Source organism: Serratia proteamaculans, from assembly GCF_949794035.1.
Lineage (GTDB): Bacteria > Pseudomonadota > Gammaproteobacteria > Enterobacterales > Enterobacteriaceae > Serratia > Serratia proteamaculans.
Genome location: NZ_OX461105.1, coordinates 4,120,221 through 4,144,918 on the forward strand (window position 1 = coordinate 4,120,221; position 24,698 = coordinate 4,144,918).

Consider the following 24,698-nt stretch of genomic DNA (forward strand, 5'->3'; position numbering starts at 1 on the left):
GCGTAGCGGAAAATCACAGCAGCTTAACACAGCCGTAGGCATTTTGCCGAACACCTGCTATACTTCGCGCCGTTTCCTGTTCTTTAACATCCTAGTTGGAAGATACCCATGCATCCGATGCTGACGATCGCCGTGCGCGCAGCGCGCAAGGCCGGTAACCTGATTGCCAAAAACTACGAAACCCCGGACGCTGTAGAAGCGAGCCAGAAAGGGACCAATGACTTTGTCACTAACGTCGATCGCGATGCAGAGCATCTGATCATCGACGTCATTCGCAAGTCCTATCCGCAACATTCTATTGTTACCGAAGAACGCGGCGAATTAGTCGGCGAAGATAAAGATGTACAATGGGTGATCGATCCACTGGATGGCACATCAAACTTCATCAAACGTTTCCCACACTTCTCAGTTTCCATCGCCGTACGCATCAAAGGCCGTACTGAAGTGGCTGTGGTTTACGATCCAATGCGTAACGAACTGTTCACCGCGGCTCGCGGCCAGGGCGCACAGCTCAACGGTTACCGTCTGCGCGGTACCAACGCCAAAGACCTGGATGGCACCATCCTGGCAACCGGCTTCCCGTTCAAGGTGAAGCAGCACGCAACCCCTTACATCAACATCGTTGGCAAACTGTTCACTCAGTGTGCCGACTTCCGTCGCACCGGTTCTGCCGCGCTGGATCTGGCCTATGTGGCCGCCGGCCGCGTTGACGGTTTCTTCGAAATTGGCCTGAAGCCATGGGATTTCGCCGCGGGTGAACTGCTGGTGCGCGAATCTGGCGGCCTGGTGACCGACTTTGTTGGCGGCCACAACCACTTCAGCTCCGGCAACGTGGTAGCCGGTAACCCGCGCGTAGTGAAAGCCATGCTTTCCACCATGCGGGAAGAACTGAGCGAAGCGCTGAAGCGTTAATATCGCGAAGTGAATGAATAAAGAAAAAGCGCTGCAATATTTGCAGCGCTTTTTTTATGCCGGTCAGCGGGAGAAAGGCCGGATGCCACCGATGAATTCCGACTGGGCAGTGACATACAGCAACACCCCGGCGAACAACAGTATCAGGCCACCGGCCAGCGCCAGCGAACCCCAGGCGACTGCGCTCCAGGCCGCGGGCGCGCGTGAACGGCTGAGACGCACCGCCAACCGACGGCTGTAATGTACCAGCAACGCCAGCAATGAAATGGTCAGCGAGGTGCCCAGCGCCATGGCCAACGCCGAAAAAACGCCCCAGATAAACACGCCAATCACCTTGGAAAACAGTAATACCAGTATTGCGCCTGAACACGGCCGCATCCCCATCGCCAACACGATGGCGGTCTGCGTACGCCAGTCACTCCCCGCCTGCAGTTCGCTGTCGCTCGGCATATGGCGGTGACCACAGCCGCAATGGTCGCTATGAACATGATCCGCCGGTAGCGGTTGCAGACTGTTGATACGCAGAGCCGGAGAGGGACGCATGGCTTTCACCGCGTGATACAAACGCTTCAGCGCTCGCCAGCTCAGCAACACCCCAAGCAGCATCACCAGAATAAAACTGCCCTTCTCCATCCAGAAACTGCTCTGATGCAGCTGCCGGGACGACAATTGCAGTACCACCAGCATCAGCGTCACCAGGACGATCGCCACCAAGCCCTGAACCAGTGAAGCGGCAAAGGTCAGTTTCAGGCTGCTTTTCAGCCGCGCCGGATGAGTGGCCAGATAAGTGGCGATCACTACCTTGCCGTGGCCTGGGCCGAGCGCATGCAACACGCCATAGCTCAGACTGAACAACATCAACGCCAACCCGGCTTGCTGTGGTGCCGCTTTTACCTGCTGCAACAGGCCAGCCAACTGCTGATGCAGGCCTTTTTGCCACACCACGCTTTGCATCAACAGCTGCGGCCAATAGTGCCACACCAACTGGGCGCCCAGCGCCAGCAACAGCGCAAACAGCAACAACGGCCACAGGCTGAAAGCCCAGTGTCGCTTACGCGGGGTGTGTTGAGTGAGGTTTATTGACATTGCAGGCTGACCCGCTGGGCAAACTGTTGTCCCAGCGCCATATCTTCACCAGGTGAATCATTCTTATCGAGGGATAACGCATAGGCCTGCAGGGAGCTGTCCGGCTTCGGCGTCATCAATTTAAACTTGCATTGCGCCGTCATCTCCGCTGGCAAATGCAGTGCCGTTTTATCTTTATAAGTCATATCGACAAAATAGGTGGGATCGTAAGTGGAGATCTCAAACGGCTTGCCCGCCAGCGGCTGCGGCTCGGCCAGCGGCAGGACAAATTCCAGCACCGCCTGGTGCCCCTGGCGCGAAAGGTGATATTCCGTTGGCAGATTCAGGTATTTCACCGGCTTGCCGTCGCGATAGACATCGGTGAAATAGTGTTGCCCCAGGACATTGGCCATCACCTGTGCCGCCAGCTTTTTCCACACTTCCGAGTCGTTTTTGGCATTTTCCGCATCGTACAGCAGATCCGCCGAGGTGATTTCATCCATAACCCAAACCATTTTCAAGCCAACCAGCTGTTGATCCTTAGCCACAAAGGTGGTGTTCATATCAATAAAGCTGTGCGGGTGAGCGACAGCGCCGGTGCAGAATAGCGTTAGAAACCCGGCAAAAATAAAACGTAACTTCATCATCAAACGATACTCATTATTGTTATAAAGTAACATCAACCGTTCTTCAACCACCGCCATTCCGCCCAATAATTGTGACGAAAGTTGTAAGCCGAAGTAAAACCGGGTGCCGTTGCCACGCCGCACAGCGCCATTTGCTATGCTTATTGATAATTTAAACGTGACCTGCCTGAAGGTGATATGAGCCTGGACACTGGCCCCGTGCCTGAGCTCTCCGGTCAACAACGACGCTGCCATCTGTTATTGATGCTGTATGCGCCGGTGCCCGCAGTACAACTGGAGACTATCAGCCAAATTAATGGCGTCGCCCCCCCCATCACCCGGCAAGATATAGCCGAGGTTGCCAGTGAAATCCAGCGTTTCCACCATCTGGAGATCGACGGCAACCCCGACGAAGGTTACCGGATCAGGGGCAGCGCGCTCAACCAACGCCTCTGCCTGCTCCACTGGTTGCGACGAGCCCTGCGCTGCAGCCCGGAATTTATCGATCACCATTTTTCCCACTGGCTACAGCAGGCTTTGGGGCTGAGCACCGATCTGACCCCGCAGTTGGAGCAGTGTATCAGCGAGTGTGAAACGCTGATCGACCGCAGCTTTGATCGGCGCGATCGTCAGTTCCTGCAGCACTACCTGCGCTATTGCGCATGGGAAACCCAACGTCAGCGGCACCCGACATTCAGCCCCGCCCAGCGTGACTGGCTGCATCAGAAGCCGGAGCATCAGGCCGCCGGCTGGCTGCATCAAGCGTTGAATCAACTTTTTGTCCTGCCCCCCGAGGCGAGCGAAAGCGACTTCCTGGTGTTAATGTTCACCATGCTGAAAAACCACAGCTACCACAGCAACGACTCAGCGGAAGATCTGCGATTGATGGCGGCGATTGAAAATATGGTTGAACGCTTCCAACAGATTTCCGGCATGACCTTCAGCAGTAAAGAGGACTTGATCAGTCAACTGTTTGCCCACCTGGCACCGGCGGTAGAACGCTGTCGCTTTGAGATCGGCATCGATAACTCGCTGCTGGAAGAAGTGCAGCGCAAATATCCACGCCTGATGCGTACCGCTCAGGAAGCACTGGCACCGCTCGAACAGGAGTACAGCATTCATTTCTCCAGCGAGGAAGCCGGGCTGGTCGCCATCAGTTTCGGTGCCTGGTTGATGCAGGGCAATGCGTTGCAGGAAAAGCAGGTGTTATTGCTGACGCTGGACAACCCGCAATTGGAAGAGGAAGTGGAATATCAGATCCGTGAATTAACGCTACTGCCGTTGAACATCAAATATTTGCCGCTGCGCGACTATCTGCACTCCGGTGCACCGCAAGGTGTCACATTGGTGATCACCCCTTATGCAACTGCGCACGCTGAACCGCAACCGCCGCTGATTTATACCGAATTGCCGTTAGAGCGCCAGCAGCGCAAAGCCATCCGTGCGCTGCTGGAAACCTCTTAACGACTGTCGCTGACTGCAACCGCCGGCGGGCGGATAAACAGCGCCGGCACCACCACGGCCGCCATCACCCAGAACACCCCCCCCTGCAGATGCTCAAACAGGAAGCCGGCGATCACCGTCATAATCGCAATGCCGCCGCCCATCGCCAGCGCCGAGTAGACCGCCTGCAGTCGGATCACTTCCGGCCCCTTGCGCGCGGCGATAAAGCGCATCGCTGCCAGATGGCAAACGGTAAAGGTGCCACAGTGCAGAATTTGGATCACCAGCAACCACCCCAGTTCGGTGCTACTGGCCATCAGGCCCCAGCGCAGGATCCCGCAGCAGGCGGAGAGCAGCAGCAGATTGCGTGCATTCCAGCGACGGAACAGGAAATTGCTGCTGGCGAAAATAATCACTTCCGCCACCACGCCCAGCGACCACAAGTAGCCAATGGTCGAAGCTGAATAGCCCGCTTCCTGCCAGTAGATAGAACCGAAACTGTAATAACCGGCATGTGCGCCCTGCAACAGGGTTACGCACAACAGGAAGCGCCAGACAGGCCCTTCCTTAAGCATCTCCCACAGTGAACGGTCGGCTTCGCTATGGGTCCGCGCCTCGCCCTGTGGCATCACGCTTGGTTTCAGCATCATGCCCAACAGCATCACCAGTATGCTGATGATCAGGCTGTAGAGGATGGCGTTATGGCCCCAGACGGAAACCATTTGCCCGGTCAGCGCCGAGCCAATCACAAACGCCAGCGAGCCCCATAGCCTGACCCGGCCGTAATCCAGGGTAATTTGTTTTTGCCAGGTGCCGGCCAGCGCATCGGTCAGCGGTACCAGCGGCGAAAAGAACAGGTTGAAGCCGGCGATCACCAACATCATCCAGCCCCAGCCGTTGCCAAAGCAGAACCCAATGGCAAAAGCCAGCGTCAGTAACGCCAACAGGCGTAATGCCGTCACCAGATGAGAGGGATCTTTTACCCGAGGGGCAATCAACAAACTACCGAGGAAGCGCGCAACCAGACCGGCGCCGAGCAGAATACCGATGGTTTCAGGCGGTATGCCTTCACCTTTTAACCAAACGCCCCAAAAAGGTAAGAAGATGCCGTAAGAAAAGAAATAGGTGAAATAACTGAGAGCTAGCCAACGCGTAGATTGCAGAACCATGATCCCTCCGGTGTGAGGGCGATACTTTGACAGAGGTCACATTGGCTAGCAATGTTCATTCACCTTCAAAGGGATAGAGTGCAATGCAGTTCACAGTTTATGCCCGGAATCAGGGCGCAACTTGCAGCGCCCCTATGACGGAGGGTCGGCGATTTACCCTAATAAATGGTCCGGACCGAACCCAAAGGGGAAAAGCTCCGAGATGTCGTGTACGTAGTATTCATCCAGGCTGTTGGCAATAATAACCCTGGTGTCCTTGCCAAACTCATAGATCATTTGACGACACACACCGCATGGCCCGGAATAGCCTTTAGCCTTGCTTTCACCCTCTCTGGGACCACCGATCACCACAATCATTTCAAAACTGCGCTCGCCTTCAGAAACGGCTTTTAAAATAGCAACGCGTTCTGCGCAGGTGGTGGGCGAATAGGAAACAGATTCGACATTACAGCCGCTGTACACCTTACCGCTCTTGGTCATCAATGCCGCACCCACGGTAAAATTAGAATAAGGGGCATAGGAAAACTCCCTGGCTCGGGAGGCCGCAGCAATCATTTCTTGTATCTTGGTTTTGTCATCCATTTCAATTTCTCCTTTTGATTGAATTCATTAAATTGCACCAGAAGGCGGTATAGTTTTCCCACTGCATAAATTGCGGTCCGCCCCAATGTGGCGAACAATCACTGGCAAAACAGGCAACATGCCCCTTCTGATACTTGCCAACCACCAGCAAGGGGTCACCGTTAATCTCGGCTAATGTTTCGCTGCCAGGTTTGGCAATAAATTTGTTATATCCCAGCAAAATCGGCCATTCATTTAAATCACGGGTGATCTCATGACTGTGGCTCAGCGTGAGTGGTTTACAGCCTTGCGGTAATTCAATACGGTCGTCATGGTCTAACATTTCAACCGGCAACACTTCGGCAAGGAGGGTGTTTTTATAATTTGCTTTAGCCTCTATACCGGTAAAGGAAAGATAACCGCCTATCATTAATGCTCCGCCCCCCATGGCGACATAGTCTTTTATCAATGACAGGGCATTGGCCATCACCTCCATTTTATAAAAGGTTTTATTTTGCAATAAGAAGGTATTGCTGCCGATATCGCTAATCACGACAGCATCATAAATTAGCAGTTCGTCCAACGTTTGCGGAAAGGCAGTTTGCACGGTATGCGCCGGCATATAATCGATAGTCATCCCCGCGCCGCGTAAACAGGACAACAGATACTCCGCGCCCTCTTCATATTTACTCGATGTAAAACTGTCAAAGCCTTTAGAGTGGATCATGTGAATATGCCATGACTCACCAATAAACAAAACCCTCATGGTAATACCTCATTATGTCTGTCGATTTTAAACTCTGTCGGAAAGAAATAACTTCTGGCCTGGAAAGAGGCTAGCTGGCGTTTTAAATAACTAATCCGGCTACCGCTGCCGATAAAAAACTCACCAGCGTTGAGCCATACAGCAGTTTCAGACTGAAACGGGAAACCACATTCCCCTGTTGCTCATTCAGTGCTTTAATCGCCCCCGCCACAATGCCCACCGAGGTGAAGTTGGCAAAGGAGATCAGGAACACCGACAAGATCCCTTCAGCGCGTGGCGACAACGCAGCTTTGATTTGTTGCAAGTCAGTCATGGCGACAAACTCGTTGGCCACAATTTTGGTCGCCATGATGCTGCCAACCTGCTGCGCTTCATGAGCCGGTACGCCAAGGATCCAGGCAAAAGGATAAAGCAGATAGCCCAGTAATCCTTGGAAGCTGATGCCAAACAGGCTGCTAAACAACGCATTGATGGCAGCGATCAGGGCAATAAACCCCAATAACATCGCTGCAATGATTACTGCTACCTTAAAGCCGGCGAGAATATATTCGCCCAGCATTTCAAAGAGGCTTTGTCCGCGATGCAGATCCTGCATCTGAACTTCTTCTTCCAAATCGACGCGATAGGGATTAATCAGTGACAGCACAATAAACGTGCTAAACATATTCAGAATCAATGACACCACGACATATCGGGCATCAACCATATTGATATAGGCGCCGACCATAAACACCGAGACGGTTGACATTGCAGTAGCCGCCATGGTGTAGATACGGTTTTCAGACATCTTGCCCAGCACATCTTTATAGACGATAAAGTTCTCCGACTGCCCAAGCAATAATGCACTGACGGCATTAAAAGATTCCAGCTTGCCCATACCGTTGACTTTGGACAATACCGTCCCCACCACCCTAATAATAATCGGCAATAGATTGATATGCTGAATAATACCGATCAATGCAGAAATAAAAATAATCGGGCATAACACATTAAGGAAGAAGAATGCCAACCCTTGCGCTCGCATTCCACCAAATAAGAAATCGGTGCCTTCGCCGGCAAACAGCATCAACCCATTGAACACCGTAGAAACCTGTGCGGTAAAGCCGGTGCCAATATCAGAACGGAGAAATAGCCAGGCGAGTAAGACTTCTATCACCAGCAGCTGGATAATATAACGAACCTTAATTAACTTTCGGTTATGGCTCACCAGCAATGCCATTACCGTTACTAACAGACAAGAGAGAGCAAAATGAATAACCTGCGTCATACGACACTCCATAGTATAATAATCGTCCTTTATTAAGGTATACCATGAGAGTAAATAACAATCATATAGACGCACATCACATAACACGCCCTCAGCACAATGCAATTAATTAAAAGGCGATAAATATCACAGCCTGTTGTTATTAAATATATTAATAACTAATATTAATGACGGAAACATATATACGACGTTGGATCTACCACCGTCGACAGCAGGTAAAAAAAAACCGGTCACCTAAGTGACCGGCATGACGCCTGAGCGTTTTTTAGCGAGAAAGCGGAATTATGCGTAAACCGGCAGGCGGGCGCAGATATCCAGTACTTTCTTCTTGGTGCGTTCGATGGTGGCTTCATCATTGATGTTGTCCAACACATCACAGATCCAGCCGGCCAGTTCACGCACATCAGCTTCTTTAAAGCCGCGGCGAGTCACAGCCGGAGTACCGATACGCACACCGGAGGTGACGAACGGGCTCTTGGGATCGTTTGGCACGCTGTTTTTGTTCACGGTGATGTTGGCACGGCCCAGGGCTGCGTCAGCTTCTTTACCGGTCAGGTTCTTGTCAACCAGGTCCAGCAGGAACAGGTGGTTATGGGTGCCACCGGAAACCACTTTGTAGCCGCGTTGCAGAACCACTTCCACCATAGCTTTGGCGTTATCGGCCACTTGCTGCTGGTAAATCTTGAACTCAGGCTCCATCGCTTCTTTCAGCGCCACCGCTTTACCGGCGATCACGTGCATCAGCGGGCCGCCCTGACCACCAGGGAACACGGCGGAGTTCAGCTTTTTATACAGATCTTCATCACCGCCTTTCGCCAGGATCAGGCCGCCGCGCGGACCCGCCAGGGTTTTGTGGGTGGTGGTGGTCACGATATGCGCGTGAGGGACCGGGTTCGGATAAACGCCGGCGGCAATCAGGCCCGCAACGTGCGCCATGTCAACAAACAGGTAGGCGCCGATGCTGTCGGCGATTTCACGCATTTTTGCCCAATCAACGATACCGGAGAAGGCAGAGAAGCCGCCGATGATCATTTTTGGTTTATGAGTCTGTGCCTGTTTAGCCAGATCTTCGTAGTCGATTTGACCTTTTTCGTCGATGCCGTAAGGCACCACGTTATACAGTTTGCCGGACAGGTTAACCGGAGAACCGTGGGTCAGGTGGCCACCGTGCGCCAGGTTCATCCCCAGAATGGTATCGCCCGGCTGCAGCAGCGCGGTATAAACGGCGAAGTTCGCCTGGGAACCGGAGTGTGGCTGAACGTTGGCGTAATCAGCACCGAACAGCTCTTTGGCACGGTCGATTGCCAGTTGCTCAACGATATCCACATATTCGCAGCCGCCGTAATAACGCTTGCCCGGATAACCTTCAGCGTATTTGTTGGTCAACTGGGAACCCTGAGCCTGCATTACGCGCGGGCTGGTGTAGTTCTCAGATGCAATCAGCTCAATGTGCTCTTCCTGACGCACCACTTCTTGCTCCATTGCACGCCACAGTTCGGCATCGTAATCAGCAATGTTCATTTCACGCTTTAACATCCGGCTTCTCCTGACTTAAATCGGCTAACTAAAAAATCACCAAATAACTACCCGGTTGGGTTCTGGCCCACAGTGTAAACTGTTTCGCCCCACTGAGGATAGGCCTTGACAGAGGTTTTTACGCAAACGATTGGCATTAGGCGCAGCAAGGCTTTGATCCGATAAACCACCCCATTCGACAACGGACTTTTACTCATACTGAGCATGCGGTTTTTTCATGTTCTGTGAGCAAGATCGTCGCTTAACGACCCCGCAACAAAAACAGGGGTATTTACAGCCAAGGCAGAAACCGTTAGGATGCGTTAAAACCTAAAGATGCATTTAAAATGCATCATTTAAATATTCCAATAATGATCGACCAAGGAGCGCTACCATGCTGGATAGCCAAACCATCGCCACCGTAAAATCTACCATTCCCCTGCTGGCCGCTACCGGGCCGAAACTGACTGCCCATTTCTACGATCGCATGTTCGAGCACAATCCTGAGTTAAAAGATGTGTTCAATATGAACAACCAGCGCAATGGCGATCAGCGTCAGGCGCTGTTCGACGCGATCTGTGCCTATGCCGCGAATATCGAAAATCTGGCGGCGTTGCTGCCGGCGGTAGAACGTATTGCTCAGAAGCACACCAGCCTGAATATTCGGCCGGACCAATACCAGATTGTTGGCGGTCATCTGCTGGCTACCCTGGATGAAATGTTCAGTCCGGGCCAGGAAGTGCTGGATGCCTGGGGTAAGGCTTACGGCGTGTTGGCGGATGTATTTATCCAGCGCGAAGGCCAGATTTATCAGGCCAGCGAAACGGCCGATGGTGGCTGGCGTGACCTGCGCGCATTCCGCATCGTCAAAAAACAGCCACAGAGCGAGGTGATTTGCAGCTTCGTGTTGGCACCGGTTGACGGTGGCAAGGTGATCGACTTCAAACCGGGTCAATACCTGGCGGTCTACATCAAGCACGACAGCATGGAAAACCAGGAAATTCGCCAATACTCACTGACCACCTCACCGAATGGCGAATACTATCGCATTGCGGTAAAACGTGAAGATCAGGGTAAGGTATCGAACTTCCTGCATCAGCAAGCCAAAGAAGGCGACGTGATTTATCTCGCTCCGCCGCACGGGGATTTCTTCCTCGAAGCACAGCCGGAAACCCCGGTGGCGCTGATCTCCGCCGGTGTCGGCCAAACGCCAATGCTCGGCATGCTCAATACCTTGCACGATAACCAGCACCCTGCGGACGTACACTGGTTGCACGCAGCGGAAAACGGCAGCGTTCACGCCTTTGCCGATGAAGTGGCAAACATCGCCGACCGCATGCCAAACCTGAGCCGCCACGTCTGGTACAACCAACCGGGCGTCAATGATGTGGAAGGCCGTGACTACCAGAGCCGTGGCCTGATGAACCTCAGTGCTCTGCGCGAAACGCTCAGCACGCCGCAGATGCATTACTACTTCTGTGGGCCGGTGCCGTTTATGCAGCATGTGGGCAAGCAGTTGCTGGAGATGGGTGTAGAAGCCGAACGCATCCACTACGAATGCTTCGGCCCGCATAAGGTTCTGTAATTAAAAGGGGCGCGACCTGGTGCCGCGCCCTCAGATGGCTGATAATGCTCGTTATTAGGGAGAGCGTGCCGAAGGGGTCGTAGCAGCTTTAGCTGCCGGAGCGCCCCTCGGTGCGCTAGGCCCGAGTATCTCTATCTAATAAACAGCTCAACCCGCGCCCTTCTGTTATTTCTCCGCCAGCTTACGTGTCTCTTGAACCTGCTGCGCCGTAACCGGTGCCGCCTGGTTGCCCCAGCTTCCCCGTAAATAACTCATCAGATCGGCGGCCTGTTGATCGTTCAACGTCCAGGCGTAACCCGGCATGGCGATTGCCGTGGCATGTTGGGTGATTGGCGTATGCGCCCCTTCCAGCACCACGCGCAGCGCAGTTAACGGGTTTTCCGCCGTGACCGTTGCGTTACCCGCCAGTGCCGGAATGGTGTTGTCGCTGCCCTCGCCCTTATTGCCATGGCAGGTTGAGCAATACATGGCATAGGTGGCTTGCCCTGCCTGCGAATTGCCGGTGGTCATTGCCACGGCTTTGTCCGCCTGCGGTTTTTCCGCCGCCAGGCTGTGCAGATAGGTCGCAATGGCATTCAGATCGCCATCGGTCAGATATTGCGTACTGTGGCTAACCACCTCACCCATCGGCCCTGCGACCGCCGCATGTTGACTACGTCCGGTTTTCAGCAAGGCCACGACCTCGTCCTGTTGCAGCCCGCGTAATCCGGAAGCGTACCACCCGTCCAGTTCGGCACCACTCAGGAAGGCCGGCTCTTTGCTGTCCAGCCCTTTCTCCTGCATCGCCCAACCACGCGGCGTATGGCAACTGCCGCAGTGCCCCGCCCCCTGCACCAAATAAGCCCCGCGATTCCATTCAGCACTCTGACCCGCGTCCGGCTGGTAAGGCGTATCCTCATGGAACAACTGGTTCCATATTGCCAGCGGCCAACGCATCGACAGTGGCCAACTGATATCACTGGCACGGTTAGCCGTATTCTGCGCCGGGACCTCCTTCATCAGGTAGTCGTACAGCGCGCGCATATCTTCCGCATTCATTTTGGCGTAAGAGGTGTACGGCATCGCCGGATACAGCCGATGGCCATCTTTGGCGATCCCCTGGCGCATCGCACGGTCAAACTCGTCAAAGGAATAAGCCCCGATGCCCTGCTGCTTATCCGGCGTAATATTGGTAGCGTAAATATTGCCCAGCGGGGTCGGGAACTTCATGCCACCGGCAAACAGAGCACCGCCCGGTGCGGTATGGCAGGCGGTGCAGTCACCGGCCTTGGCCACGTATTCCCCGGCCGACATCGCCTGGGCCGAACCGCCCGCTGCCAGTAAGGTCAGTAAATACAGTGAACGCATGCTCATGCTCCCTCCTTGGCGGCAACATGGCCGAAGGCCAGTTCATTTACCGCGCGCCATGCCTGGTCGATCGCCGAATTGGCGTACGGACTCCAGTCTGAATCCGAGTTGGCAATCACAATTTTGCCGATCGGCTGGCGTGCCGTCTCTATGATTTTCTTCGCCTCGTCCTCATCGTCAAACAGCCCGTTGAGGAAGTAAGAATAGCCGTGCGACCAGCGGTTAACGGTGATCGCCTCGATATCACGCTGATGATCGAAACCGGCAGAGCCGAGCATGCCCTGCAACTGTTCGCGGATCATCTGCTCATGCACTTCAAACGGCGTCCCCAACAGCAAGGCGCGACCCTTGCGCGACTGTTCGCGCGGGCTCAGCCCACTGCCCGCCAGCGTCGGCACATACACCATGTGCAGGCCAATCGGCTGGTTCGGATCCCGCGGGTGTTGATAGCCGCCCATGCTCACCGGATAATCCAGCTTCACACGGCAATAAGGCGCCGTCGGCGAGTAAACTTCATGCACGCCCAGTTTAATAAACGACTGCCAGTTGCGGATCACCACTTTGCTGTACACCAGCGGCGACTTGACGTTCTGTTTCAGCGCCTGTTGCTGCTCAGTTGACATTTCCGGCACCAGATACGGGATCATCATGTTGTACCCAGCCATCACGACCTGTCCGGCACGCACCTTGGTCATCTTCTCGCCGGTCATATAGGTCACCTCGACCTTGTCGCCGACATTGGCCGCGTGCAGCCCGGTGCTGTTCAACCGCAGTTTTACCGGTGACTCCGCCCGGTCAAGCTGGCTGTAGTCGAACTTCGCCAGCACGATGTCATTCATGTCTTTGCCACCCGGTGAGACTGCCGGGATCAAATGGCGCACCATTAAGCGCGTCAGCGTGGCGTTGCCGTCCGGGAAATGGAACACGTAAGGATCGTCGAGATCCGCCTGCGACTCTTCATCCAGCGGCGGCAGGTTCATGCCGTTCAGGCCGGGAAGATCGCAGATACGCGCATCGCTGCAAGAGGTGGCGTCGATACCCACCGCCTGGAAATCACTGGTGGTTTGTTGGAAATAGCGGATCGCCATTTCGCTCAGGCCAACCTTGTCACGCAGGAACTCGGTATAGTTGTGTTTGTCGAGCCATTCGCTTTTCTGTTCCTGGTTCATCTCCGGCAGATAATCTTTATCCACGGTGTGCAGCACAATCAGCGCCTGACGATCGCTTTCCGGCAGTGGGAAATCACCGATAAAGGCTTCATAGGAACGGCCGTTGAGGCGGTCATGGGGGATATCATCCGCCACCATGCGGCCCGGATCCCCGTTCACCACTTTGTCGACGCCGAAGTTTTTGCGATCGAAATAGACGCCACGGCTCAGGTTCAGATCCGGGTAGAAGGTTTTATCGAAAGCCTTTTCCAGGTTGTCGATGCTGACGCCCAGCTTTTGCAGTAGCCCCATCGCCACCGGACTGAAGTTGGAACGCGGCGACTGCAGCGATTCGCTGCCGCCATAGCCGAGGATGGTGCCGTTCTCACTGCTGAACTCATTGCGCTTGGCGTGACCACCGAAGTCATCGTGGTTATCGATCAGCAAAATACGCTGCTGCGGCCCCTTCATTTGCTGCCAGAAGCAGGCGGCCGCCAGCCCGCTGATTCCGGCACCGACCACCACCAGATCGAACTCTTCCGTGGCTGGGATGCTGGCAAAATCGAAGGCCTTGCCGTCACGTCCCAATTGATGCGCATGCTCAAACGAACCGGGATGGTTGCCCCGCAGCCCGGTCAGCGTCGGTGGGTAATAGAGGGTTTGATTGGCGGTTTGCGGCGATGCGCGCAGGATCTGCATCGGCGTTAACCCGGCGGCGATGGTGATCGCTACCCCATTAAGAAAATCGCGTCTGGTGATACCCATAATTGGCTTCCTTCAGTTTTTATCCCCGTCGTATTTCAAGCTACAGCGTTGTTACCTGCACTTGCTCACCCCAGTCACTTACTTAAGTAAGCTCCTGGGGATGAGCAAGCTGGCCGCCTAGCTGTAACTTGAAATTCATAGGGGAATATTATTATCAAGCAAGTACCAGCCTGCTTAAAAGCCGCGTTATTTTGCAGATAAAACCTGATGAATCAATGTTTAAACATCACGTGGCGGATAGCGGTGTAATCTTCCAGGCCGTACATCGACATATCCTTGCCGTAACCGGACAGCTTTTGGCCACCGTGCGGCATCTCACTGACCAACATGAAATGGGTATTCACCCAGGTACAACCATACTGCAAACGGGCGCTCAGACGGTGTGCCCGGCCCACGTCGCGCGTCCACAGGGAAGATGCCAGCCCGTAGTCAGACTCGTTGGCCCAGGCCAGTACCTGTGCTTCGTCGTCGAACGGCGTGACGGTCACCACCGGGCCGAACACTTCACGCTGGACGATTTCATCTTCCTGCCGAGCCCCCGCCAACAGCGTCGGCTGGAAATAGTAGCCAGGGCCGTTAACCCTTTCACCACCGGTCACCACCTGCACGTGCGGCAGCGCCTTGGCCCGTTCGACAAAACCCACCACCCGCTCCAGATGCTGAGCAGTAATCAATGGGCCCAGTTCGCTACTTTGATCTTCCGGCGGGCCGATCTTCAGGCTACCGATGGCCTCGCCCAACGCTTTCACCAACTGCGGATAGATCCCCTTCTGCGCATAAATGCGGCAGGCGGCGGTACAGTCCTGACCGGCGTTGTAGAAACCAAAGCTGCGGATCCCTTCCACCACCTGCTGCAGGTCGGCGTCGTCAAACACCAGCACCGGTGCCTTGCCCCCCAGCTCCATATGGGTGCGCTTAATGCCGGATGCGGTATGGCCAATGATGTGTTCGCCGGTGGCGATTGAGCCGGTCAGCGACACCATGCGTACTTTGTTATGGCCGGTCAGGCGATCACCGACGCTGGCACCGCGGCCGAACAGCACGTTAAACACGCCCGGCGGGAACAGACCGGCGGCCAGTTCGGCCAGCTTGAAGGTGGTCAACGGGGTTTGTTCCGACGGCTTAAGCACCACGCAGTTACCTGCCGCCAGCGCCGGAGCCAGCTTCCACGCCGCCATCATCAGCGGGTAGTTCCAGGGGGCGATCGAGGCGACTACACCTAGCGGATCGCGGCGGATCATCGACGTGTGTCCAGCCAGATACTCACCGGCCGCCAGCCCGCTCAGGCAACGGCTGGCCCCGGCGAAGAAGCGGAAGACATCAGCCACGCCCGGCAGTTCGTCATTCAGCACGCAGTGGTAGGGTTTACCACAGTTGATCGATTCCAGGCGGGCCAGGGTTTCCGCATGGCTGTCAATCAGATCCGCCAGCTTCAACAGGTGTTCAGCACGTTCTTTCGGCGTGGTCTGCCCCCAGTGTACAAATGCGGCGTCGGCCGCCAGTACGGCCTGATCGACCTGCTCTGCACTGGCTTCAGCCACCTGTACCACCACCTCTCCGGTTGCCGGGTTATACACCGGCAACAACTCGCCCTGGCCGGTAACCAGTTGGCCGTTAATCAACAATTGGCTTTGCATAGGGTTATCCTTTTATAAGATGTCTGGTACGCATTAGGGTCAGAGGTTATTTGCCGCTGCCGGCGACGCTCTCGCCGCCCTTGGTCAGGTAATAGGCCCCCAAAATCGGGAACATGGTCAGCAACATCACCGACAGCGCCACCACGTTGGTGATGGGCACATCGCGCGGACGGCCAAGCTGGTTCAGCAACCACAGCGGCAGCGTGCGCTCATGTCCGGCGGTAAAGGTGGTGACGATGATTTCATCAAACGACAGCGCGAATGCCAGCATGCCCCCGGCCAGCAATGCCGAGCCCAGATTGGGTAGCATCACGTAGCGGAAGGTTTGCCAGCCGTCGGCGCCGAGATCCATTGACGCCTCGATCAGGCTATGGGAAGTCCGGCGGAAACGAGCGATGACGTTGTTGAACACGATCACCACGCAGAAGGTGGCATGGCCAATCACGATGGTCAGCACCCCCGGCTCGATATTCAGCGCCTTGAACGCCGCCAGCAGCGCCAGACCGGTAACAATGCCCGGTAGCGCGATCGGTAACAGCAGCAACAGTGAAATGCTGTCTTTACCGAAGAAATCACGCCGGTACAGCGCCGCCGCTGCCAGAGTGCCCAGCACCAGCGCTACCGCCGTCGCCAGCGCGGCAATCTGCGCGGAAAGCAGCATCGCATCGATAATGTCCTGCCGACCGGCAGCCACGCTAAACCAATGCAGCGTGAAGCCCTTCGGCGGGAAGCTGAACGCCGCGTCCTCGGTGTTGAAGGCATAGATGGCGATAATCGCCAGCGGGAAATGCAGGAAAATCAGACCGCCCCAGGCGGCCAGTTTCAGCCCTAATGGCGCGCGCTCAGAGTGCATCGAAGGCCCCCAGACGTTTCACAATGGAAAGATAAATCGCGATCAACACAATCGGCACCAGGGTAAAGGCTGCTGCCATCGGCATATTGCCGATCGCCCCTTGCTGGGCGTACACCATGCTGCCGATGAAATAGCCCGGCGGCCCCACCAGCTGCGGCACAATAAAGTCCCCCAGCGTCAGCGAGAAGGTGAAGATCGACCCCGCGGCAATGCCTGGCACCGCCAGCGGCAGGATCACGTAACGGAAAGTCTGCGACGGACGTGCGCCCAGATCCGCCGAGGCGTGCAGCAACGAAGGTGGCAGACGTTCCAGCGCCGCCTGGATCGGCAGGATCATGAACGGCAGCCAGATATAGACAAACACCAGAAAACGCCCCAGCCCGGAGGTCGACAGGGTATTGCCGCCGACGCCCGGCACGGTCAGGATCGCCGCCAGTACCGGCTCCAGCCCCAGATGCTGCAGGAACCACTGCGCTACGCCATCCTTCGCCAGCAGCAGCGTCCAGGCATAGGCCTTGACGATATAGCTGGCCCACATCGGCATCATCACCGCGATATAAAAGAACGCTTTGACGCGGCCGCTGGTGTAACGCGCCATGTAATAGGCAATCGGGAACGCCAGCACCGCACTGGCCAGTGACACCAGCACCGCCATCGTCAGCGTGCGCAGGATGATGTCGTAGTTGGCCGGGTTAAACAGCGCCCGCAGGTTATCGAAGGTCAGATCCGGCGTCACCGTCATGGTGAAATCGTCGAAGGTATAGAACCCCTGCCACAACAGCGTCAATAATGAGCCGAGGTACACCGCACCGAACCACAGCAGCGGCGGCACCAGTAACAGCAGCAGGTACAGCGTCGGCCGGCGGTAGAGAAAGGTCGACAGGGCGCGCAAGGTACCGCGGCGCGGCGCGGGATAGTCGATGCTCATCTCCATCTCACCTCTCCTCCAGCAGCGGTACCATCGCCTCACGCGACCAGCAGGCGGTGACCGGCTGACCAATCAAATGCTGCTGTCCGGCGGCGTGCCACTGAGGATTCGCCTCGCTGACCAGCAGTTTTTCACCGCTGCTCAGCGCAATTTCATAACGCGTCGCCGCGCCCTGATAATGGATCTCTTGCAACGTGCCCTGCACCTGAATTTCGCCCTGCGCGGCACCGGTCATATCCACCAGGCGAATATGCTCAGGGCGGATCGAGAAGGTGGCGGTCTGGCCGAGCAAGCGCTGCGCCAGCTCGCTGCGCACCACGTTGGAAGTCCCGACAAATTCGGCGACAAACGGCGTCTTCGGCCGCATGTACAGTTCACGTGGCGCGTCCACCTGCTCGATACGCCCGTTATTGAACACCGCCACCCGATCCGACATCGACAACGCTTCGCTCTGATCGTGGGTGACGAAAATAAAGGTGATCCCCAACTGGCGCTGCAGCTTTTTCAGCTCGCCCTGCATCTGTTCACGCAGCTTGAGATCCAGCGCGCCCAGCGGTTCATCCAGCAACAGCACCCGTGGTCGGTTAACCAGTGCGCGGGCCAGTGCCACACGCTGCCGCTGACCACCGGAAAGGTGCGCCGGTTTGCGTTCGGCGACGAACCCCAGCGCCACACTGTCCAGCGCCTCCTGGGCCCGAGCCAACCTTTCACGCTTGGCGACGCCTTTCACCATCAATCCGTAGGCCACGTTTTCCAGCACCGACATGTGCGGGAACAGCGCGTAATCCTGGAAGACGGTATTCACGTCACGCTGATACGGCGGCAGATTGGCCGCTTCCTGGCCGTGAATACGGATCGAACCGGCGCTGAGTTGTTCAAAGCCGGCGATCAGTCGCAGGCAGGTGGTTTTGCCCGAGCCGGAAGGCCCGAGCATGGAGAAGAATTCCCCATCTTGTATTTCGATAGAAACCCGGTCCACGGCGCGAACGTCGCCGAAGCTCCGCGAAACATCGATAAATTGTACGGCAATGGTCATGATCTGCGCTCCTGATAGGCATTCATCGGGCGTAGCAGGCTACGCCCTCCGCGGGTTACCGACCGCCCATGATGGCGATATAGTCCTGAGTCCAGCGGCTGTACGGCACGAACTTGCCGCCCTGCGCCTGCGGCGTTTTCCAGAAGGCAATCTTGTCGAACTGGTTGAAGCCGTTGGTTTCACACCCCTTGTCACCCAGCAGCGTACTGGCCTTGCAGCCTGCCGGAGACGCCGGTACCGAACCAAACCAGGCGGCAACGTCGCCCTGCACTTTTGGCTCCAGCGACCAGTTCATCCACAGATAAGCACAGTTCGGGTGTTTGGCATCGGCGTGCAGCATGGTGGTGTCCGCCCAGCCGGTAACGCCCTCTTTCGGGAACACGGTGCCAATCGGCTGGCCTTCCCCTTTCAGGGCATTGGCCTGATACGGCCAGGCGCTGGAGGCCACGACGCCTTCGTTTTTGAAATCACTCATCTGTACCGAGGTGTCATGCCAGTAGCGGTGGATCAACGCATGCTGGGTGCGCAATATCTTCAATGCCGCCTGATATTGCTCTTCGTTCAACTGGTACGGGTCGCTGATGCCAAGCTGCGGCTGCGTAGCCTTCAGGAACAGCGCTGCATCGGCGATGTAAATCGGCCCGTCATAAGCCTGTACCCGGCCCTGATTGGTCTTGCCGTCCGGCAGGTTTTGTTGCTGGAACACCACCGCCCAACTGTCTGGCGGCGTCGGGAAGGTTTTAGTGTTGTACATCAGCAGGTTTGGCCCCCACTGATAGGGTGTGCCGTAGGTTTTGCCGTCTACGGTGTACCAGGCCCCGTTCAGCAGGCGCGGGTCGATATTTTTCCAGTTGGGGATCAGTGCAGGGTTGATCGGCTGCACCCGCTTACCGAAGATCAGGCGTAACGAGGCGTCGCCGGAAGCGGTGACCAGGTCATAGCCGCCCTTGGCCATCAGGCTGACCATTTCATCGGAGGTGGCGGCGGTTTTCACATTCACCGCACAGCTGGTTTGTTTTTCAAACTGGCTGACCCAGTCATAGTTTTTATCGGACTGACCGCGTTCGATATAGCCGGGCCAGGCAATGATATCCAGTCGCCCTTCGCCTTTACCCAGCGCCTGCGGCAAGTCGGCCGCCTGGGCCAGGCCACAAAGCACGGTGAAACAGAGTGCGGAAACTGTGGTGGTGACTGCGGTAGTTTTTCCCATCGTAATTACCCCTGTGTTGCGTATCTGTGTGCGGCAGGGAACGGCTGCCGCCCTAATTTCATTAGAAGCTGGCTTTAAACTTCGCCATAACATGTCTGACCACGCTGTAGTCTTGCAGTGAATCACTGGACAGATCTTTGCCGTAGCCGGAGCGTTTCAGGCCCCCGTGCGGCATCTCACTCGCCAGGGTGAAATGGGTATTGATCCAGGTGCTGCCGTATTGCAGATGCGCGGCAATATGCAGCGCCCGATCGATATTCTGCGTCCAGACCGACGAGGCCAGGCCGTATTCGGAATCGTTTGCCCAGTTGACCGCCTGCTCCAGATGTTCGAAGCGAGTGACGCTCACCACCGGGCCGAACACTTCGCGCTGGACGATTTCGTCACTTTGCAGGCAGCCGGCCAGCAGCGTGGGTTGGTAGTAGAAGCCAGGGCCGGAATGCGCGGCAGCGCCGGTGATCAATTCAATATGTGGCTGGCTGAGCGCCCGCTCGACAAAGCTGGCGACGCGATCGCGTTGGCGGCTGCTGATCAGCGGGCCGATTTCGTTGTCTTCATCGCGTTTGCGGGCAAAACGCAGGCTGGCAACCGCCTCGCCCAGCGCCTCCACCAGCTTGGGATAGATCCCCGCCTGCGCGTAGATGCGGCAGGCGGCGGTGCAGTCTTGTCCGGCGTTGTAGTAGCCATAGGTGCGGATGCTGTTGACCACTTCATCCAGGTCGGCGTCGTCGCAAACAATCACCGGAGCCTTGCCGCCCAGCTCCAGGTGAGTACGTTTGACGCTCTTCGCCGCGGCCTGCAGAATTTTTTGCCCGGTGACGATGTCTCCGGTGACCGAGACCAGCCGCACCTGAGGATGACCGACCAGATGGCTGCCGACCCCTTCCCCACCGCCATAAATGATATTCAGCACGCCCGGTGGCAGGATGTCCTGCAACGCAGGCACCAGCGCCAGAATGGTCAGCGGAGTATGTTCGGAAGGTTTGAATACCACGGTGTTACCCGCCGCCAGCGCCGGCGCGATCTTCCACGCCGCCATCATCAGTGGGTAGTTCCACGGCGCAATCGAGGCCACCACACCGATCGGGTCGCGGCGGATCATCGAAGTGTGGCCTTCAATATATTCACCGGCCAATTGCCCCTGCTGGGTGCGTACCGCGCCGGCAAAGAACCGGAACACATCGACGGCGGCCGGCAGATCGTCATTGAGCGCCTGATGCAACGGCTTGCCGCAGTTGAGCGCCTCAAGACCGGCCAGACGCCCGGCCTGCCGTTCGATGGCGTCGGCAATGCGCAGCAGAATAGCAGCACGGTAGGCCGGCGTGGTGCGCGACCAGTGGCCGAAAGCCTGCTGTGCCGCTTTGACCGCACTGCCAACCTGTGCCGATGAAGCTTCGGTGATGGAAACCAGCGTTTCGCCATTGGCGGGATTAACGATGCACTCTTGCTGGCCTTCGCCTTCGACCGACTGACCGTTAATGAATTGCTGACAGGATAAACCTGAAAGGAGGTGCACATCTGCCATCGCGTATCGCCTCTAAGTGACCAAAACGTTAACTAAATGTGAATAAGTTAGTTTCAATCAGACTAAGCGAGCCTCAGGCAGCCAACAAATTCTAAATACTGAACGCCGCGTTCGATTAAATCGAATGCTTCAGCCCAGCGGCGTGCATATTGCCGTTCTCACGCGCAATGGTAAGGAACGGCGTGACCAGCTCCGGCCGCGCACTGCCGCGTCGCCAGGCCAGACCGATGTCCAGCGGCTCCAGCAGATCCACCAGCTTGCGTGCCTCAATCATGTTGCCTTCCAGCGACCAGGCGCGGTAGGCCATGTCCGGCAGGATCGAGACACCCATGCCCGCTGCTACCAGGCTGCGCACCGCCTCCGTCGACGCGGTTTTCATGGCAATCTCCGGTTTCACTCCGGCACGTGCCCAAATGCGCCGCGCATGGACGTCCATTTCATCGGCGTTAAGCTGGATCAACGGCAGTTTCGCCACGTCCGCCAGGCCGATGCTTTCATGATCCAGCAACGGATGCAGCGGCGGCAGCCACAGGCGATAAGGCGAGTGCATCAGCACTTCGGTCTGCAGCGCGTCGCGGTCTTCGATATTCGACAGGATCAGCACGCCGATATCTATCTCTCCACTCACCAGCAGATGCTCAATATAAGGGCGTTCGTCTTCGATCACCTGAAGGGTGACGTTGGGGTAAGCCGATTTAAACCGCTTCAACAGCTCGACCAAAAAGTACCCGGCCACCAGGCTGGTCACACCGATGGTCAGCTTGCCGGTCAGGCTTTCGGTCCCCAGTTGCAGGCTGCGCTTGGCGTTATCCACCGTCGCGAGGATCAGATAAGACTGGCGCAGAAACTGGTGGCCCTGGTGCGTCAGGTTCATGCCCTTGGCGTGGCGATCAAACAGCCGCACACCGATGTCGGTTTCCAACTGCTGAATGGCCAGCGTCAGTGAGGACTGGGAAACAAACACCGCCTGCGCGGCGGCGGAGATCGATCCGGTTTCCGCCACGGCAATGAAATGGCGGATTTGGCGCAGCGTCATCATAGGTAACAACCTCAATCAAAACAGTTGGGTTGAGTGTAGATGCCGTGCGGAAAGCGATCGAAAAAACTATCTAAAACGCGACAGCCTTCGCTTTTTTAGAACGCTAACCACAGGAATGACTGAGACTGGAGAATAAAACCGTGGGTTCAAGGGGGAATGGCAGAAACAACAAGGGCGCAGTATTGAGCTGCGCCCTCAGGGATTTCAGACCAGAAACGTTAAATTAAATTGCTTCTTCGTCCTGCTCGCCGGTACGGATGCGCACTACGCGCGCCACGTCGAAGACAAAGATTTTGCCGTCGCCAATTTTGCCGGTTTGCGCCGTCTGCATGATGGTCTCCACGCAGGTATCGACGATATCGTCGGCCACCACGATCTCAATTTTCACCTTCGGCAGAAAATCGACCATGTACTCCGCGCCACGGTACAGCTCGGTGTGGCCCTTCTGGCGGCCAAAGCCTTTCACTTCGGTAACGGTCATCCCGGTAATGCCAACCTCAGCCAGCGCTTCACGAACATCATCCAGTTTGAACGGCTTGATAATAGCGTCGATCTTTTTCATCTTGTTTCCTTTACCAATTTTTGCGGCCAAAGCCGGATGTGATTGGGTAGCGGCGGTCTTTGCCGAAATTGCGGGCGGTGATGCGCGGCCCAACGGCGGCCTGACGCCGTTTGTATTCGTTGATATCCACCAGGCGGATAACCTTGCGCACGATCGCCTCGTCGAAACCTTCAGCCACCAGATCGGCGACCGACTTATCGCGCTCGACGTAACCTTCCAGAATCGCATCCAGAATGTCGTACGGCGGCAGACTGTCCTGATCGAGCTGATCCGGTGCCAGCTCGGCGGACGGCGGACGATCGATAACCCGCTGCGGGATCACGTATGAGACGGTATTGCGGTATTCGGACAGCTTGAACACCAGCGTTTTCGGTACGTCCTTCAGCACGTCGAAGCCACCCGCCATATCACCATACAGCGTGGCGTAGCCTACGGCCATCTCGCTTTTGTTGCCGGTGGTCAGCACGATGCTACGGCGTTTGTTGGACAGCGCCATCAACACCACGCCACGGCAGCGTGCCTGCAAGTTTTCTTCGGTGGTGTCGCGTTCGGTACCGGCAAACATTGGCGTCAGCTGGCCCATAAAGGCATCGAACATAGGTTCAATGGAGACGATGTCGAATTCAATGCCGAGGATTTCCGCTTCTTCCTTCGCATCGGCGATGCTGATATCCGCGGTGTAGCGGAACGGCATCATCAGCGCCTGCACTTTGTCTTTGCCCAACGCATCGACGGCAATCGCCAACGTCAGCGCCGAATCGATGCCGCCGGACAACCCCAGTACCGCGCCCTTAAAGCCGTTTTTGGTCACGTAATCACGCACCGCCAACACCAGGGCTTCGTACACCTGCGCCAACTGCGGCAGCTCGGCGGCCGGTGCGGTCATCGGCACCACCTCCAGCTCATTGAGCTCAAGCAGGGTCACCTGCTCGGCAAACGCCGTCAGGCGGTGGGTCATGTTGCCAGCCGCGTCGAATACCTTCGAGCAGCCGTCGAAAATCAGCTCATCCTGCCCGCCGATCTGGTTCAGATATACCAGCGGCAGATGAGTACGTTGGCAATGGCCGGCCATCAGCGTCTTGCGGATATACGGTTTTTCGCGGTTGTACGGCGAGGCATTGATCGACAGAATCATTTCGGCACCGGCCGCCTTGGCGGCATCCACCGGTTCCGGGAACCACAGATCTTCGCAAATCAGCAGGCCCAATTGATAGCCTTTCAGCTCAACCACGCAGGTTTCATTACCGGCCTCGAAGTAGCGTTTCTCATCGAAAACGCCGTAGTTCGGCAACTGCTGCTTGAAGTACCGCGTCAGCAACTGCCCTTCGGAGAACAGCGACAGCGCATTATACAGCTTGTCGCCTTCGCGCCACGGGTGACCAACCAGAATGGCGACCTCGGCAGATGCCTGCTGTAAACGGTGCAACTGCGCGTCACAGCGCTGATAAAAATCGTTGCGATACAGCAGGTCTTCCGGCGGATAGCCGGAGAGCGCCAACTCGGTGAACATGACCAGATCGGCTCCCGCCTTCTGCTGCTCTTGCACGGTTTGCAACATGCGTTCGGTGTTGCCTTCAATGTCACCGACCAGCAGATTTAGCTGGGCCAGTGCGATGGAAAGTGATCTGCTCATTGTTTAGGATCCCGCTTAATACGTCCCATGGTGCTCTGTGTTGGGCCATGCCGCAAACAAGAGAACGGAGTGTAAATCATTCCGCCGCGTTTGTTGAGAACCTGCG

Annotated in this window: 21 protein-coding genes; 3 read left to right on the plus strand and 18 right to left on the minus strand. The window is 56.2% G+C overall.

Going from position 1 to position 24,698, the window contains the following annotated elements:
* Positions 1 to 108 precede the first annotated feature (108 nt).
* The gene (gene suhB / locus QOT07_RS19165) at positions 109 to 912 is read left to right on the plus strand and encodes an inositol-1-monophosphatase (RefSeq protein WP_085118289.1); all 804 of its coding nucleotides are present in this window, start codon (positions 109 to 111) and stop codon (positions 910 to 912) included.
* 63 nt (positions 913 to 975) lie between these two features.
* Here suhB and QOT07_RS19170 read toward each other — a convergent pair whose 3' ends face one another.
* Both QOT07_RS19170 and QOT07_RS19175 read right to left on the minus strand, forming a co-directional pair.
* Positions 976 to 1,998: a nickel/cobalt transporter gene (locus QOT07_RS19170; protein WP_099062675.1), complete on the minus strand. Its 1,023-nt coding sequence runs from the start codon at positions 1,996 to 1,998 to the stop codon at positions 976 to 978.
* Entirely contained in the window at positions 1,989 to 2,624 is a 636-nt protein-coding gene (locus QOT07_RS19175; RefSeq protein WP_232519018.1) for a DUF1007 family protein, read from the minus strand. The genes QOT07_RS19170 and QOT07_RS19175 overlap by 10 nt, the downstream gene beginning before the upstream one ends.
* Before the next feature lie 177 nt (positions 2,625 to 2,801).
* Here QOT07_RS19175 and csiE point away from each other — a divergent pair, with 177 nt between their 5' ends.
* On the plus strand, positions 2,802 to 4,067 hold the full coding sequence (gene csiE, locus QOT07_RS19180) for a stationary phase inducible protein CsiE (RefSeq protein ID WP_283603767.1): 1,266 nt from the start codon (positions 2,802 to 2,804) through the stop codon (positions 4,065 to 4,067).
* Here csiE and QOT07_RS19185 read toward each other — a convergent pair.
* The 5 genes from QOT07_RS19185 to glyA form a co-directional block, all read right to left on the minus strand.
* Positions 4,064 to 5,215, minus strand: a complete 1,152-nt coding sequence (locus QOT07_RS19185; protein ID WP_283603768.1) for a 3-phenylpropionate MFS transporter — start codon at positions 5,213 to 5,215, stop codon at positions 4,064 to 4,066. The two genes, csiE and QOT07_RS19185, sit on opposite strands and share 4 nt — an antisense overlap.
* 153 nt (positions 5,216 to 5,368) lie before the next feature.
* Positions 5,369 to 5,797 carry a cytidine deaminase gene (gene cdd / locus QOT07_RS19190; protein ID WP_261416967.1) on the minus strand — a complete coding sequence of 143 codons (429 nt, stop codon included), beginning with the start codon at positions 5,795 to 5,797 and terminating at the stop codon, positions 5,369 to 5,371.
* 1 nt (position 5,798) lies between these two features.
* Positions 5,799 to 6,542 (minus strand): glutamine amidotransferase, encoded by a 744-nt coding sequence (locus QOT07_RS19195; RefSeq protein WP_219016801.1) that lies wholly within the window; start codon positions 6,540 to 6,542, stop codon positions 5,799 to 5,801.
* Between the two features lie 82 nt (positions 6,543 to 6,624).
* Positions 6,625 to 7,809 (minus strand): NupC/NupG family nucleoside CNT transporter, encoded by a 1,185-nt coding sequence (locus QOT07_RS19200; protein ID WP_099062680.1) that lies wholly within the window; start codon positions 7,807 to 7,809, stop codon positions 6,625 to 6,627.
* 282 nt (positions 7,810 to 8,091) lie between these two features.
* Positions 8,092 to 9,345: a serine hydroxymethyltransferase gene (gene glyA / locus QOT07_RS19205; protein WP_099062681.1), complete on the minus strand. Its 1,254-nt coding sequence runs from the start codon at positions 9,343 to 9,345 to the stop codon at positions 8,092 to 8,094.
* Positions 9,346 to 9,718: 373 nt separating this feature from the next.
* Here glyA and hmpA point away from each other — a divergent pair, with 373 nt between their 5' ends.
* Positions 9,719 to 10,909, plus strand: a complete 1,191-nt coding sequence (hmpA, locus tag QOT07_RS19210) for an NO-inducible flavohemoprotein (RefSeq protein WP_112348604.1) — start codon at positions 9,719 to 9,721, stop codon at positions 10,907 to 10,909.
* Between the two features lie 165 nt (positions 10,910 to 11,074).
* On the opposite strand, the gene QOT07_RS19215 is transcribed toward hmpA, so the two are convergent.
* From QOT07_RS19215 to QOT07_RS19265, 11 genes are all read right to left on the minus strand, one after another.
* The gene (locus QOT07_RS19215) at positions 11,075 to 12,262 is read right to left on the minus strand and encodes a cytochrome c (protein WP_207979579.1); all 1,188 of its coding nucleotides are present in this window, start codon (positions 12,260 to 12,262) and stop codon (positions 11,075 to 11,077) included.
* Positions 12,259 to 14,169 (minus strand): NAD(P)-binding protein, encoded by a 1,911-nt coding sequence (locus tag QOT07_RS19220; RefSeq protein WP_283603769.1) that lies wholly within the window; start codon positions 14,167 to 14,169, stop codon positions 12,259 to 12,261. The genes QOT07_RS19215 and QOT07_RS19220 overlap by 4 nt, the downstream gene beginning before the upstream one ends.
* 212 nt (positions 14,170 to 14,381) lie before the next feature.
* Positions 14,382 to 15,806, minus strand: a complete 1,425-nt coding sequence (patD, locus tag QOT07_RS19225) for an aminobutyraldehyde dehydrogenase (RefSeq protein WP_099062685.1) — start codon at positions 15,804 to 15,806, stop codon at positions 14,382 to 14,384.
* 46 nt (positions 15,807 to 15,852) lie between these two features.
* Positions 15,853 to 16,659 (minus strand): ABC transporter permease, encoded by an 807-nt coding sequence (locus QOT07_RS19230; protein ID WP_085118310.1) that lies wholly within the window; start codon positions 16,657 to 16,659, stop codon positions 15,853 to 15,855.
* Complete coding sequence (locus QOT07_RS19235) at positions 16,649 to 17,587, minus strand: ABC transporter permease (protein WP_369804750.1); 939 nt, start codon at positions 17,585 to 17,587, stop codon at positions 16,649 to 16,651. The genes QOT07_RS19230 and QOT07_RS19235 overlap by 11 nt, the downstream gene beginning before the upstream one ends.
* A gap of 7 nt (positions 17,588 to 17,594) precedes the next feature.
* A complete protein-coding gene (locus QOT07_RS19240; RefSeq protein WP_099062686.1) occupies positions 17,595 to 18,623 on the minus strand; it encodes an ABC transporter ATP-binding protein in 1,029 nt (342 codons plus the stop codon).
* Between the two features lie 55 nt (positions 18,624 to 18,678).
* The gene (gene ydcS, locus QOT07_RS19245) at positions 18,679 to 19,833 is read right to left on the minus strand and encodes a putative ABC transporter substrate-binding protein YdcS (RefSeq protein ID WP_085118314.1); all 1,155 of its coding nucleotides are present in this window, start codon (positions 19,831 to 19,833) and stop codon (positions 18,679 to 18,681) included.
* A 61-nt stretch (positions 19,834 to 19,894) separates the two neighbouring features.
* Complete coding sequence (locus QOT07_RS19250) at positions 19,895 to 21,358, minus strand: gamma-aminobutyraldehyde dehydrogenase (RefSeq protein ID WP_085118316.1); 1,464 nt, start codon at positions 21,356 to 21,358, stop codon at positions 19,895 to 19,897.
* Between the two features lie 115 nt (positions 21,359 to 21,473).
* Positions 21,474 to 22,397: a LysR substrate-binding domain-containing protein gene (locus QOT07_RS19255; RefSeq protein WP_085118317.1), complete on the minus strand. Its 924-nt coding sequence runs from the start codon at positions 22,395 to 22,397 to the stop codon at positions 21,474 to 21,476.
* A 223-nt stretch (positions 22,398 to 22,620) separates the two neighbouring features.
* Positions 22,621 to 22,959 (minus strand): nitrogen regulatory protein P-II, encoded by a 339-nt coding sequence (gene glnB / locus QOT07_RS19260; protein WP_004847623.1) that lies wholly within the window; start codon positions 22,957 to 22,959, stop codon positions 22,621 to 22,623.
* A 10-nt stretch (positions 22,960 to 22,969) separates the two neighbouring features.
* Positions 22,970 to 24,592 (minus strand): NAD+ synthase, encoded by a 1,623-nt coding sequence (locus QOT07_RS19265; RefSeq protein WP_099062687.1) that lies wholly within the window; start codon positions 24,590 to 24,592, stop codon positions 22,970 to 22,972.
* Between the last annotated feature and the right edge of the window lie 106 nt (positions 24,593 to 24,698).